Genomic DNA, 12183 nt, shown 5'->3' on the forward strand with positions numbered 1-12183 from the left:
GCCTCGGCGGCCCCCGGGGTCCGAGATCGCCCGACATCGCCCGCCCCGGCGCGCGCATCGTGGAGTCATGGCGGGAGGCATGTCGCGACGGACGGCACTGGTACTGATGACGCTCGCGTGCGCGGGGTGGGCCGCGGTGTTCGTGGCGCCGGAGCTGGCGCCGCTCGCCCCCGCCCTGCTGCTCGCGATGGGACGGTTCGTGGCGTTCGGGGCGGTCTCGCTGCCCCAGGCGCGCGCGGTGCTGCGCGCCGACGTGCCGTGGCTGCGCGTCTTCGGGCACGCCGTCACCGGCTCGCTGCTGTACTTCGGCCTGGTCGCGGTGGCGGTGCGCCTCGCCGGCCCGACCATCGCGGTCGCGACGATCGGGCTGGTGCCCGTGGTGATGGCGCTGCTCTCCAACCGCCGGGGGGTCGCCGGTGTGCGGGCGCTGCTGCCCGCGCTGGTGCTCGTCGGCGTCGGGCAGGTGCTCGTGCACCTGAGCCCCGTGCCCGGGCCCGGCGGGGCGTCGGCGGTGCTCGGCACGGTGCTCGCGCTGGTCGCCGTCGCCTCGTGGAGCTGGTACGGCCTCGACTCGCACCGCCTCCTCGCCGCCCGCCCCGACCTCGGCCCGGTGCTCGCGGGCGCCCAGGGCCTGGCCGCGGGCGTGCTCGCGCTGCCGATCGCGATCTGGCTGCTCGCGAGCGGGGGCGTGCCCGCCGAGCCGGTGCGCGCGCTGCTCGTCGTGCTCTTCCTCGGGCTGGTGTCGTCGTGGCTGGCCGTGCGGGCGTGGCACGCGGCCGCCGCCCGGCTCTCGCCGGTGCTGGTCAGCCAGCTGATGGCGCTCGAGACCGCGTGGGGCTTCGTGTTCGCGGCCCTGCTCGCCGGCGCCCTGCCCGGCTCGATCGCCCTCATCGGCGAGGTGGCGCTCGTCGCCGGCGTCGCCCTCGCGGTCGTGGCCGACGGGCGTCGCGAGCGCGCGGAGGCTCATGACGCCCCTCCCGCCCCCGGCTCGTCGGCGAGCACGGCGCGCGCGACCCGCAGCGCCGCGTCGCGGATGCGCGACGATCGCGGGTCCTCGGCCGAGGAGTGGGCGACGGCCTCGAGCAGCGCGCACACCTCGAACCCGGCGTAGTCGCCGGCGAGGCCGGCGTAGCGACCGATCGCCACCCGCCGCCGGAGCACGGCGGCGGCGCGGTCGATGGTCTCGGCGTCCAGGCGCGCGCGGGCGCGGCGGTGGTCGACGGAGGACATGCGGGCTCCCCTCGGGCAGGGCCGTCTCGGCGGTGCCGCGGGGGAAGCGCGACGGGGGAGATTCTGCCCGCGACCCCCGACAACGGCGCCCCCGTGCGGCGCGCGGGGCTGCGGGTGGGTGGGTCCGGGGTGGGGGCGAGGGCGTCCCTCGGTGCGTGGCAGGCAGTCAGGGCGTCCGTCGCTCCGACAACCGCCGCGCGACCTCGTACCCCGCCCCGTCGACGAGCACGCGCTCAGCCCACCGGCCAGCGCACGGTCACGCGCAGACCGCCGTCCGGGGACGTCGTGGCCCGCGCCGTGCCGTGGCGTCCGGCGACCAGGCGGCCGACGAGCGCCAGGCCCAGCCCGCTGCCCTCGCCGGCGTCGGGCTGCAGGCGGGTGAAGCGGTCGAAGACCCGCTCGCGCTCGTCGGGCGGGATCCCGGGCCCGTCGTCGTCCACCAGCAGGCGCACCCACCGCCCGGCGGGCACGACGGACACGTGCACCACGGTCGCGGCGTGGCGGCGGGCGTTGGCGAGCACGTTGTCGAGCACGATCGCCACCTCGGCGGGCGTCGCCGCGACCGCCACGGGCATCGGCGCCCACAGCGTCATCGCGACCGTCGGCTCCTCGGGCAGGCGGGCGAACGCGTCGCCCACCGCGTCGACGAGGTCCACCGGCCGGGCCGGCATCCGCTCGCCGGCGTCGGCGCGGGCGAGCGCCAGCAGGTCGCCGACCAGCCCCGACAGGCGTTCGGCCTCGCGCGCCACCGAGCGCCAGGTCTCGTCGGCCGAGGCGCGGTCGGGGTGGGCGACGGCGACGTCGGCCTGGGCGCGCAGGGCGGCGATGGGGGAGCGCAGCTCGTGCGCGGCCTCGCTGGTGAAGCGCTCGAGGCGGGCGACGGCGTCGTCCCGGCGGGCCAGCAGCTCGTTGATCTCGACGGCGAGGGCGGCGAGCTCGTCGCGGGCGGGCGGGACGGGCAGGCGCTCGCCGGGCGGGAGCGCGGCCGCCGACGCGCGCAGCCGGTCGACGGGGCGCAGCGCCAGCCGCGTCGCGGTCCACGTCGCGGCGACGACGGCGATCGCCCCGAGCAGGGCGGTGACGGCCAGCCCGCGGGCGGCGTCGGCGAACAGGCCCGCCGCCCCGACCAGGTCGCCCGACGCGAGGACCAGCCGCGGCGACCCGTCCGGCGCCGGGACCGCCACGGCGACCCACCGCTGCGGCCCGTCCGGCCCGCCCGGCACCGTCACCGGCTCGCCGGCCCCGAGCCGGCGGATCGCGTCGGCGTCCACCGGGCGCGGCCCGCGGCCGTCGACGGGCGTCCCCGCGACGTCGGTCACCCGGACCCCCGGGGGCACCGCCGTGCCCGCGCCGACCGCCCCGGCCGCGACGGCGGCGCGCTCGCCCAGCGCGCCGTCCCCGCTGGTCAGCGCCGCCGAGAACAGCAGCCCGCCGGCCACCCGGCCGAGCGCGAGCAGCGCCGTGACGGCGACGACCCCCACGACGAGCGTGATCCGGGTCCGGAGCGAGCGCCGCGCCCACCAGCTCACCCGACCCCCAGGCGGTAGCCGCGCCCGCGCTCGGTCCGCACCAGGTCGTCCGCGCCGACGGCGGCGAGCTTGCGGCGCAGGTAGCCGACGTAGACCTCGACGACGTTGCGGCTCGCCGAGCCGCCCCCGCCCCACACGGCCGTGAGCAGCTCGTCCTTCGTCAGCACGGGGTGGACGGCGAGCGCGTACAGCACGGCGAACTCGCGCTCCGAGAGCTCCACGTCGCGGCCCTCCCACGTCACCGCCCGGGTCGTCGGGTCGAGGCGCAGCGCCCCGCGCTCCACCCGCGCCGTCGCGGGGCCCGAGCGGCGCAGCATCGCGCGCAGCTGGGCGACGAGCACGACGAACGAGAACGGCTTGACCAGGTAGCCGTCGGCGCCGAGGTCGAGCCCGTCGGCCTGGTCGACCTCGCCGTCCTTGGCCGAGAGCAGCAGCACCGGGGTCGTGACCCCGTCGCGGCGCAGCGTCTCGAGCACCCGGTAGCCCGACATCCCGGGCAGCATGATGTCGAGGACCACCGCGTCGTAGGCGCCGGTCGCCGCCTCGCGCAGGCCCGCGGGGCCGTCGGCGACGGCGTGCACCTCCATGCCCTCGGCGACGAGCCCGCGGGTCAGGGCCTCGCGCACCCCGAGCTCGTCGTCGACCACCAGCACCCTCGGCACGCCCCCGACGGTAGGGCGTCACTCGCCGGCCGATGCTGAGACCGTCTCAGCGAGGCGCGGCCACGATGGGGTCATGGGACGCAGGAGCTGGGTCGGGGCAGGGCTCGGGGCGACGCTGGTGGCCGCGGTCGGCGTGGGGCTCGTGGTCGCGCCGGCCGGTGCCGCCGCGGCGCCGCCGCTGCCGCCGGTGAGCCCGGAGGACCTCGTGTCCTCGGTGATGACCGCGCAGCGCGGCCCCTTCGCCGGCGAGGTCGAGGTCGACAACGCCCTCGGGCTGCCCGCGGTCCCCGGCGTGCCGCAGCTCGCGAACGGCACCTCGACGATCCGCGTGTGGTCCGGCGGCGAGGACCGCGGGCGGGTGGCCATCCCGTCGCCCGACGGCGAGCGCACGCTGGTCTCCGACGGCACCACGCGCTGGGCGTACGACTCGCGCGACCGCACCGCGACGCGCTCGCCCGCCGGCGACCAGCAGGGCCCGCCGGAGGGCCACGGCCAGCAGGACCCCACCGCGGCGGCCACCCAGGCCATCGCGACCCTGCGCCAGACCAGCACGGTCGCCGTCGACGGCACCGCCGAGGTCGCCGGGCGGGCGGCCTACCAGCTGGTGCTGACCCCGCAGCCCACCGAGCGCACGCTGCTGCGCGAGGTCCGCGTCGCGGTCGACGCCGAGACGCGCCTGCCGCTGCAGCTCACGGTGCTCGCGCAGGGCGCGGCCGAGCCGGCGCTGCAGGTCGGCTTCTCCGAGCTCACCTACGGCCCGCAGGACCCGGCGCTGTTCACCTTCACCCCGCCGCCGGGCACCACCGTGCGCGACGCGCAGGACCGGCAGCGGCCCGACGGGCAGCAGGACCGTCCCGGGGGCGAGCGCCGGACCGTCGGCCACGGGTGGGACACCGTGGTCGTCGGGCAGGCCCCCGCGCGCGAGGGTGGGGAGCAGCAGCGACCCGAGGGCGCGCCGGACCTCTCCGCGATCGGCACCCCGGTCAGCGGCCCGTGGGGCAGCGGGCGCGTGATCACCACGGCGGTCGCCACCGTGATCGTCACCGACGACGGCCGGATCGCCGCGGGCGCGGTGCCGCAGCAGGTGCTCACCGAGGCCCTCGCGCAGTGACGGCGGCGACCTCCACCCCGCCGGCGGAGGCGGCCGCGTCGGGCACCGACGCGGTCGCCGCGCGGGTCCGCGGGCTGCGCAAGACGTTCGGGTCGACGGTCGCGATCGACGACGTCGACCTCGACGTCCCCGCCGGCGCCGTGCTCGGGATGCTCGGGCCCAACGGGTCGGGCAAGACCACCCTGATCCGCATGCTGCTCGGGCTGACCCGCCCGACCGCCGGCACCGTGGAGCTCCTCGGGCACGCCGGCGACGACCTGGCGGCGGCGCTGCCCGACGTCGGCGCGCTCGTCGAGGGCCCCGGCTTCCACCCGTTCCTGTCCGGGCGCGACAACCTTCTGCGCTGCGCCGCCGCCGAGCCCCGCCTCGACGGCGACCTGCGCGCGCCGGTGGACGCCGCACTCGAGCGGGTCGGGCTCACCGACGCCGCCCGCCGGCGCTACCGCGGCTACTCGCTGGGCATGAAGCAGCGCCTCGGGCTCGCGGCGGCGCTGCTCGTGCCGCGCCGGCTGGTGGTGCTCGACGAGCCGACCAACGGGCTCGACCCCGCCGGCACGCGCGACGTGCGCCGGGTCGTCGCCGACCTCCGCGACGCCGGCGCGACCGTGCTGCTGTCGTCGCACCTGCTCGCCGAGGTCGAGGCCGTGTGCACCCACGTGGCCGTGCTGCAGACCGGGACGCTGCTGGTGTCCGGCGAGCTGCGCGCGCTGCTCGACGCGGACGCCGGCGGGCTGGTGGTGAGCACCCCGGACGTCGACGACGCGATCCTCGCGCTGCGCGGGGCCGGGGCGCCGTCGTACCGCGCCGACGGCGGCGTGGCCGTGCCCCCGGGCTCGCTGGAGGCCCCTGAGATCGTCGCGGCGCTCGTCGGGGCCGGGGTGGCGGTGTGGGAGGTCCACCGCCGCCGCGCCCACCTCGAGGAGCTCTTCGCCCGCCTGACCGAGGAGGACGCGTGACGACGGTCGCGACGCGCACGACGGCGCCGCTGGGCCGGCTCGCGGCCGCCGAGGTCCGCTGGGTGCTGCGCCGGCCCCGCACGCTGGTGCTGCTGGTCCTGCTGGGGCTGATCCCGGTCGCGCTGGGGGTGGGCATCGCCCTCACCGGCGGACCCGGCGGCGGCGACGGTGACGGCCCCGGGCTCGTGGCGGCGGTGGCCGGCAACGGGCTGGTCCTGCCGATCGCCGCGCTGGGGCTCGCGCTGACGCTGCTGCTGCCGCTGACGGTGTCCACCGCGGCCGCCGACGCCCTGGCCGGCGAGTCCTCTCACGGCACGCTGCGTGGGCTCCTGCTGGCGCCGGTCGGTCGGGGCCGGCTGGTGGTCATGAAGGCCGTCGGGGTGCTGGCGGTCGCGGTGCTCGCCGTCGTGGTCGTCGCGGTCGTCGGCGTGATCACCGGCATGGTCGTCGTGGGCGGCCCGGGCGGCACCCTGATCACCCTGTCCGGCACGACGCTCGGGCTCGGCGAGGCGCTCGGCCGGGTCGCCCTGGTGGCCGGCTGGACCGTCGTGCAGCTCCTCGCGGTCGCGGCCGTGGCGCTGGCGATCTCGGCGTTCACCGAGCACCCGCTCGTGGTGCTCGCGGCCGTGCTCGGCGGGCTCATCGTGTTCGGGGTGCTGGCCGCGATCCCGTCGCTCGAGTGGCTCCAGCCGCTGCTGCTGACCTCGGGCTGGGCCGCGGGCGCGGACGCCCTGCGTGACCCGCTCCCGCTCGACGGCCTGGCCTCGAGCAGCCTGCGGGCGCTGGTCTACCTCGTCCTCGGCGTCGCCGTGACGGTCTGGCGGATGCGGCGCCGGGACGGCTAGGTCGGCCGGACGCCACGCGTGGCAGCTCCCGGTGATCGTGGACGGGCTGGTGAGGCAGGGGTAGGCGCGCGCCGCGGGGAGGCGGTGCCCATGATGGGCGCCATGACGACGCTGCTCGCTGCGCTGCTCGACGGGGGACTCGACGACCCCGAGGCGATCCGGGTCGGCGACGTCGCGATGTCCGGTCCCGAACTGCTCGGCGCGGCGGCCGTCGTCGCCGACCAGATCGTCGACCGGCCCAACGAGGGCCCCGTCGCGGTGCTCGCCGAGCCGACCGCGCAGACCGTCGTCGCGATGGTCGGCGCCCTGCTCGCCGGCGTGCCCGTCGTCCCGGTGCCGCCCGACACCGGGCCGGGCGAGCGCGGCCACGTGCTCACCGACTCGGGGGCCTCGCTGTGGATCGGCGAGCGGCCACCGGAGGTCACGCTGCCGGTGCGCCGGGTCGACATCAGCCGGCGCAGCGGGGACGCCGCCCGGGAGGCGCCGAACGACGGCCCGGCGCTGATCCTCTACACCTCGGGGACCACCGGGGCGCCCAAGGGCGTGCTGCTGTCCCGCGCCGCGATGGCCGCCGGGCTCGACGGCCTCGCCGACGCGTGGGACTGGACCGCGCAGGACACGCTCGCGCACGGCCTGCCCCTGTTCCACGTGCACGGGCTCGGGCTCGGCGTGTTCGGCGCGCTGCGGATCGGGTCGCGCCTCGTGCACGTCGGGCGCCCGAAGCCGGAGTCGTACGCCGCCGCCGTCCGCGACCACGGCGCCAGCCTGCTGTTCGGGGTGCCGACGATCTGGTCGCGCATCGCCGCCGACCCGGAGTCGGCCGCCGCCCTGCGCCCGGCGCGCCTGCTGGTCTCCGGCAGTGCGCCGCTGCCCGTGCCGGTGTTCGAGCGGCTGCACGAGCTCACCGGCCAGGCGCCGGTCGAGCGCTACGGCATGAGCGAAACGATGATCACACTGTCGGTCCGGGCCGACGGCGAGCGCCGGCCCGGCTGGGTCGGGCAGCCCGTCGCCGGCGTGCGGACACGGCTCGTCTCCACCGACGAGGAGTCGGACGGCGAGCTGCTCCCGCACGACGGCGAGACGATCGGCGAGCTGCAGCTCCAGGGCCCCGGCCTCTTCTCCGGCTACCTCGGGCGGCCCGAGGCGACGTCCGCGACCTGGACCGCCGACGGCTGGTTCCGCACCGGCGACGCCGCCGTGATCGACGCCGACGGCTACCACCGCATCGTCGGCCGGCGCTCGGTCGACCTCATCAAGACCGGCGGCTACCGCGTCGGCGCGGGCGAGATCGAGACCGCGCTGCTCGAGCACGTCGGCATCAGCGAGGCGGCGGTGGTCGGCGAGCCCGACGACGACCTGGGCCAGCGGATCGTCGCCCACGTCGTGGTGACCGGCGACCCGATCGACCCCGACGAGGTCATCGCCTTCGTCGCCGACCGCCTCTCGGCCCACAAGCGCCCCCGCGAGGTCCGCGTCGTCGACGCCCTGCCCCGCAACGCGATGGGCAAGGTCCAGAAGGCGCGGCTGTGAGGGGCCTGCGGCCCACGTGAGTGGAATGGGTCGTCGGGACGACCCATTCCACTCACGTGGCCCGACGGGCCCTCAGGACCGCGTCGTAGGGGAAGCCGGGGCGCCCGTCGGGCTGGACGCCGGTGCGCGCGCGGCGCTCGGCGACCTCGATCGACCAGCCGGCCAGCGCGCCGGCGAGCTCGGCCACCAGCTGGTCGGCGGTCGCGAACATCTCCGGCGGGTGGTGGCCCGCGAACTCCGCGGGCATGCCCTCAGGGTCGTGCCCGACGATCAGCAGCCGCCCGCCCGGCGCGACGGCCCCGGCGAGCGCCGAGAGGACGCGGGGACGCACGTCGGCCGGGAGCTGCAGGAAGTGCGCGGTGACGAGGTCGTGCGTGCCGGGGATCGGGTCGTGCAGGACGTCGACCGGGGTCGTCGTCACCCGGTCCGCCACGCCGTCGGCCGCCGCGCGCGCCGCGACGCGGGAGAGCCCGACGGGCGAGACGTCGATCGCCGTCACCGTCCAGCCGCGCGCGGCGAGCCACACCGCGTCGCCGCCCTCCCCGCTGCCGACGTCGAGCGCCGTGCCGGGCGCGACGTCGGCGATCTCCTGCACCAGCACGTCGTTCGGCGCGCCGCTCCAGATCCTCTCGGAGCTCCCGTACCGCTCGTCCCAGAAGGCGGCGGTGAACTGGTCGTGGATGCTCATGCGGCGTCCTCCCGGTAGCGGGCCACGGCCCGTGCGATGTCCTCGTCGACGAGGTCGGCGTTGATGCGCGCCCCCGCGAGCGTGCCCTCGGCGGCCGCCGCCACGACCTGGGCGGACAGGTTGCTCACGTTGCCCGCCACCCACACCCCGGGCACGGCCGTCTGCCCGGTGGCGTCGACGGGGGCGACGTAGCGCCCGCCGAGGGGGTGGTCGAGGACCTCGATACCGAGATCCTCGAGCACTCCGCTGCGCGCGACGAACCGCGGCCCGACGACGAGTGCCTGGCGGGCGACGACGCGTCCGTCGGCCAGGCGCGCGCCGACCAGCCGACCATCGGTGATCTCGAGGCCCGTCACCTCCTCCTCGATGACGGCGACGTCCAGCGCCGCCAGCTGCTCGGCCTCCTCGACGGTGAGCGCGGGCGCGTGGTGGCGCAGGTAGACGAGGTCGTCGGTGAGCTGGGAGAACAGCTTGACCTGGTGCAGGGCGTTCGGCCCGGTGCCGAGCACCGCGACCGCCCGGTCGCGGACCTCCCAGCCGTGGCAGTACGGGCAGTGCAGCACGTCGTGACCCCACAGCTCGCGGACGCCGGGCAGGTCGGGCAGCTCGTCGACCAGCCCGGTGGCGACGAGCAGCCGGCGGGCGCGCAGCGTGTCGCCGTCGGCGGTGTCGACGGCGAACAGGTCGCCGTCGCGGCGCGCGGTCACCGCGGTGCCCGAGCGGATCTCGCCGCCGTAGGAGGAGACCTCGGCGCGCCCGAGGCGCACGAGCTCGGCGGGCGGCAGGCCGTCGCGGGTGAGGAACGCGTGCACCCCGTCGGCCGGGGCGTTGCGGGGCTCGCCGGCGTCGAGCACGAGCACCGAGCGGCGGGAGCGGGCGAGGGTCAGCGCGCCGGACAGGCCGGCCGCGCCGCCCCCGAGGACGAGGACGTCGAGGGGTTCGTCGGTCATGGCCCCAGCGTGCGACGGCGGTCGACGGACGACGAGGATTCTTGCCAGGATGGCAAACGTGACCGACGTGCTCGACGACCTCGGTGCCCGCCTCGCCACCCGCCGCCGCCGCGAGGGGCTCGGCCTGGCCGAGCTCTCCGCGCGCACCGGGATCTCCACCAGCACCCTCTCGCGGCTCGAGCACGGAGGGCGGCGCGCCACCCTCGAGCTGCTGCTCCCGCTCGCCACCGTCTACGGCACCGGGATCGACGAGCTGATCGGGATCCGCGAGGCCGCGCCGGCGCGCGACGCGCCGGTCTCGCGCACCGAGGACACGGTGATGTACCGGCTCTCGCGCAGCCCCGGGCAGCCGGCGGCCTACAAGTTCGTCTTCGCCCCGACGCGCGACACCCCGCCCGCCGAGCTGCCGACCCACCAGGGCTGGGAGTGGGTGTACGTGCTGGCCGGGCGCCTGCGCGTGATCAACGGCGACGCCGACCTCGTCCTGCGTCCCGGCGAGGCCACCGAGATCGACACCCGCCGCCCGCACTGGCTGGGCAGCACGGGCGACGGCCCCGTCGAGGTCCTCGCGCTCTTCGGGCGCCAGGGCGAGCGGGTGCACATGCGAGGGGCTCCGCCCAGGTGAGGGATATGGGTCGTCCTGATGACCCATATCACTCACGTGGGCGCAGCCCATCTCGAACGATTCCGCTCGCCCGCACCGGTGGCCTGTCGCACGGTGAGGAAACAGTCGGTAGCGACCGTTCTACGATCCGGCGCATGACATCGGGCGGGACACGGAGCGCAGCGGAGCTGGACCCTTCCGCTCAGCTGGACGACGAGGCCCCGGAGGAGCTCACCCTGGCCGGGGAGTTCGAGGCCCCGACGCGCGAGCAGTGGCGCGAGCTGGTCGCCGGGGTGCTGGCGAAGTCCGGCCGCGAGCTCTCGCCGGAGGAGGCCGAGGCGGCGCTCGCCACGGTCACCGACGACGACATCACCATCGCCGGGCTCTACGCCGCCGAGGACGCGCCGGACGTCCCCACCGGGGTGCCGGGCCTGCCGCCGTTCGTGCGCGGCGCGAGGCCCGAGGGTCAGGTCGCCGAGGGCTGGCTGGTCCGCCAGCGCCACGCCTTCGCGCGCGACGCGTCCCCGGCCGACGCCCACGACGTGCTCATGGCCGAGCTGGAGAACGGCGTCTCGTCGCTCTGGCTCGTGCTCGGCGACGCCGGCGGCCCGCCCGTCGACGCCCTGCCGACGCTGCTCGAGGGCGTGTTCGTCGACCTCGCGCCGATCGCGCTCGAGGCCGGCCGCGACACCCCGGAGGCCGCCGCCGCGCTCCTGCGCCTCGCCGAGCAGGCCGGGTCCGGGGCGATCGGCGGGTCGCTCGGCTACGACCCGCTGCTCGACCGCACGCAGGGCGGCGCCGCCCTGACCGACGCCTACCGCGACGCCCTGGTCGAGCACAGCAGGGCCGCCGCGCAGAGCCACCCCCAGCTGCGCACCGTCGTCGCCGACGCCCTGCCCTACCACCGCGCGGGCGGCAGCGACGCCCAGGAGCTCGGCGCCGCCCTGGCCGCCGGGGTGCACGCGCTGCGGGTCCTGACGCACGCAGGGCTCACCACCGACGAGGCCTTCGCCCGCCTCGAGTTCCGCTTCGCCGCCACCGCCGACCAGTTCGCCACCCTCGCCAAGCTCCGCGCCGCGCGCCGGTGCTGGGAGCGCATCGGCGCGGTCAGCGGCGCGTCCGAGGCGTCCCGGGCCATGGACCAGCACGCCGTCACGAGCCCGGCGATGGTCACCCGCCGCGACCCCTGGGTGAACATGCTGCGCACCACCGTCGCCGCCGTCGGCGCCGGGCTCGGCGGGGCCGGCGCGGTCACCGTGCTGCCCTTCGACAGCGAGCTCGGCCGCCCCGACGAGGCCGCCCGGCGCCTCGCGCGCAACACCCAGGCGCTGCTGCTCGAGGAGTCGCACCTCGCGCACGTCATCGACCCCGCCGGCGGCTCCTGGTACGTCGAGTCGCTCACCGACGCGCTGGCCCACGCCGCGTGGGAGGAGTTCACGCGCATCGAGCGCGACGGCGGGATCGAGGCCGTCCTCGACGACGGCAGCCTGGCCGGGAGGCTCGACGCGACGTGGGAGCGCCGGGCGACGCGCATCGCGCGCCGCCAGGACCCGATCACCGGCGTCAGCGAGTTCCCGAACCTGCAGGAGGTCCTCCCACAGCGGGAGCCGCTCCCGGACGCCGAGCACGAGGGCGGCCTGCCGCGGCGGCGCTACGCACAGGTCTTCGAGGAGCTGCGCGACCGCGCCGACGCCGCCCGGGAGCGGCCGACCGTCTTCGTCGCGAGCATCGGGACGCTCGCCGAGTACACCGCCCGCGCGTCGTTCACCACGAACCTCATGAACGCCGGCGGCGTCGCAGGAGTGGACGGGCCGGGCGGGACCGACGCCCAGGAGATCGCGGACGCCTTCCGCGAGGCCGGCACCCCGGTGGCGGTGATCGCGTCGTCGGACAAGGTCTACGACCAGCACGCCGCCGACGTCGCGGCCGCCCTGCGCGAGGCCGGGGCGACGCGCATCCTGCTGGCGGGGAAGAAGGACGTCGAGGGCGTCGACGCCACGCTCTACGCCGGATGCGACGCCGCCGCCGTCCTCCGCGACACGCTCGACACCCTAGCCAAAGATCAGGGGGAAGCCTGA

11 protein-coding genes are annotated in these 12183 nt (G+C 77.2%); 7 read left to right on the plus strand and 4 right to left on the minus strand.

Annotated elements, in window-relative coordinates; translation table 11 throughout:
* Positions 1-67: 67 nt before the first annotated feature.
* Positions 68-1111 carry a hypothetical protein gene (locus ACFPK1_RS04710; protein ID WP_378019749.1) on the plus strand — a complete coding sequence of 348 codons (1044 nt, stop codon included), beginning with the start codon at positions 68-70 and terminating at the stop codon, positions 1109-1111.
* A 352-nt stretch (positions 1112-1463) separates the two neighbouring features.
* On the opposite strand, the gene ACFPK1_RS04715 is transcribed toward ACFPK1_RS04710, so the two are convergent.
* The gene (locus tag ACFPK1_RS04715; protein WP_378019750.1) at positions 1464-2759 is read right to left on the minus strand and encodes a sensor histidine kinase; all 1296 of its coding nucleotides are present in this window, start codon (positions 2757-2759) and stop codon (positions 1464-1466) included.
* Complete coding sequence (locus ACFPK1_RS04720; RefSeq protein WP_378020260.1) at positions 2756-3412, minus strand: response regulator transcription factor; 657 nt, start codon at positions 3410-3412, stop codon at positions 2756-2758. Before ACFPK1_RS04720 ends, ACFPK1_RS04715 begins: the two co-directional genes overlap by 4 nt.
* An 82-nt stretch (positions 3413-3494) precedes the next feature.
* Here ACFPK1_RS04720 and ACFPK1_RS04725 point away from each other — a divergent pair, with 82 nt between their 5' ends.
* The 4 genes from ACFPK1_RS04725 (at position 3495) to ACFPK1_RS04740 (ending at position 7863) form a co-directional block, all read left to right on the plus strand.
* On the plus strand, positions 3495-4532 hold the full coding sequence (locus ACFPK1_RS04725; RefSeq protein ID WP_378019751.1) for a LolA family protein: 1038 nt from the start codon (positions 3495-3497) through the stop codon (positions 4530-4532).
* Positions 4529-5488 (plus strand): ABC transporter ATP-binding protein, encoded by a 960-nt coding sequence (locus ACFPK1_RS04730; protein ID WP_378019752.1) that lies wholly within the window; start codon positions 4529-4531, stop codon positions 5486-5488. The genes ACFPK1_RS04725 and ACFPK1_RS04730 overlap by 4 nt, the downstream gene beginning before the upstream one ends.
* Positions 5485-6333, plus strand: a complete 849-nt coding sequence (locus ACFPK1_RS04735) for an ABC transporter permease subunit (RefSeq protein WP_378019753.1) — start codon at positions 5485-5487, stop codon at positions 6331-6333. Before ACFPK1_RS04730 ends, ACFPK1_RS04735 begins: the two co-directional genes overlap by 4 nt.
* A 102-nt stretch (positions 6334-6435) precedes the next feature.
* Positions 6436-7863, plus strand: a complete 1428-nt coding sequence (locus ACFPK1_RS04740) for an acyl-CoA synthetase (RefSeq protein WP_378019754.1) — start codon at positions 6436-6438, stop codon at positions 7861-7863.
* Positions 7864-7915: 52 nt separating this feature from the next.
* Here ACFPK1_RS04740 and ACFPK1_RS04745 read toward each other — a convergent pair whose 3' ends face one another.
* Together ACFPK1_RS04745 and ACFPK1_RS04750 are read right to left on the minus strand one after the other, a co-directional pair.
* On the minus strand, positions 7916-8551 hold the full coding sequence (locus ACFPK1_RS04745; RefSeq protein ID WP_378019755.1) for an SAM-dependent methyltransferase: 636 nt from the start codon (positions 8549-8551) through the stop codon (positions 7916-7918).
* On the minus strand, positions 8548-9501 hold the full coding sequence (locus ACFPK1_RS04750) for an NAD(P)/FAD-dependent oxidoreductase (RefSeq protein ID WP_378019756.1): 954 nt from the start codon (positions 9499-9501) through the stop codon (positions 8548-8550). The genes ACFPK1_RS04745 and ACFPK1_RS04750 overlap by 4 nt, the downstream gene beginning before the upstream one ends.
* A gap of 49 nt (positions 9502-9550) precedes the next feature.
* On the opposite strand from ACFPK1_RS04750, the gene ACFPK1_RS04755 reads away from it, so the two are divergent.
* Together ACFPK1_RS04755 and ACFPK1_RS04760 are read left to right on the plus strand one after the other, a co-directional pair.
* On the plus strand, positions 9551-10126 hold the full coding sequence (locus ACFPK1_RS04755; RefSeq protein ID WP_378019757.1) for a helix-turn-helix domain-containing protein: 576 nt from the start codon (positions 9551-9553) through the stop codon (positions 10124-10126).
* Positions 10127-10260: 134 nt separating this feature from the next.
* Positions 10261-12183 (plus strand): methylmalonyl-CoA mutase family protein, encoded by a 1923-nt coding sequence (locus ACFPK1_RS04760; RefSeq protein WP_378019758.1) that lies wholly within the window; start codon positions 10261-10263, stop codon positions 12181-12183.

The sequence above is a fragment of the Actinomycetospora rhizophila genome (genome assembly GCF_042657905.1).
Lineage (GTDB): Bacteria > Actinomycetota > Actinomycetes > Mycobacteriales > Pseudonocardiaceae > Actinomycetospora > Actinomycetospora rhizophila.

Excerpts from the sequence above, each read along its gene's own strand:
- ACFPK1_RS04750 (WP_378019756.1), bottom strand. The coding sequence starts at position 9,501 with ATGACCGACGAACCCCTCGACGTCCTCGTCCTCGGGGGCGGCGCGGCC.
- ACFPK1_RS04725 (WP_378019751.1), top strand. The coding sequence starts at position 3,495 with ATGGGACGCAGGAGCTGGGTCGGGGCAGGGCTCGGGGCGACGCTGGTG.
- ACFPK1_RS04755 (WP_378019757.1), top strand. The coding sequence starts at position 9,551 with ATGGCAAACGTGACCGACGTGCTCGACGACCTCGGTGCCCGCCTCGCC.
- ACFPK1_RS04740 (WP_378019754.1), top strand. The coding sequence starts at position 6,436 with ATGACGACGCTGCTCGCTGCGCTGCTCGACGGGGGACTCGACGACCCC.
- ACFPK1_RS04745 (WP_378019755.1), bottom strand. The coding sequence starts at position 8,551 with ATGAGCATCCACGACCAGTTCACCGCCGCCTTCTGGGACGAGCGGTAC.
- ACFPK1_RS04710 (WP_378019749.1), top strand. The coding sequence starts at position 68 with ATGGCGGGAGGCATGTCGCGACGGACGGCACTGGTACTGATGACGCTC.
- ACFPK1_RS04760 (WP_378019758.1), top strand. The coding sequence starts at position 10,261 with ATGACATCGGGCGGGACACGGAGCGCAGCGGAGCTGGACCCTTCCGCT.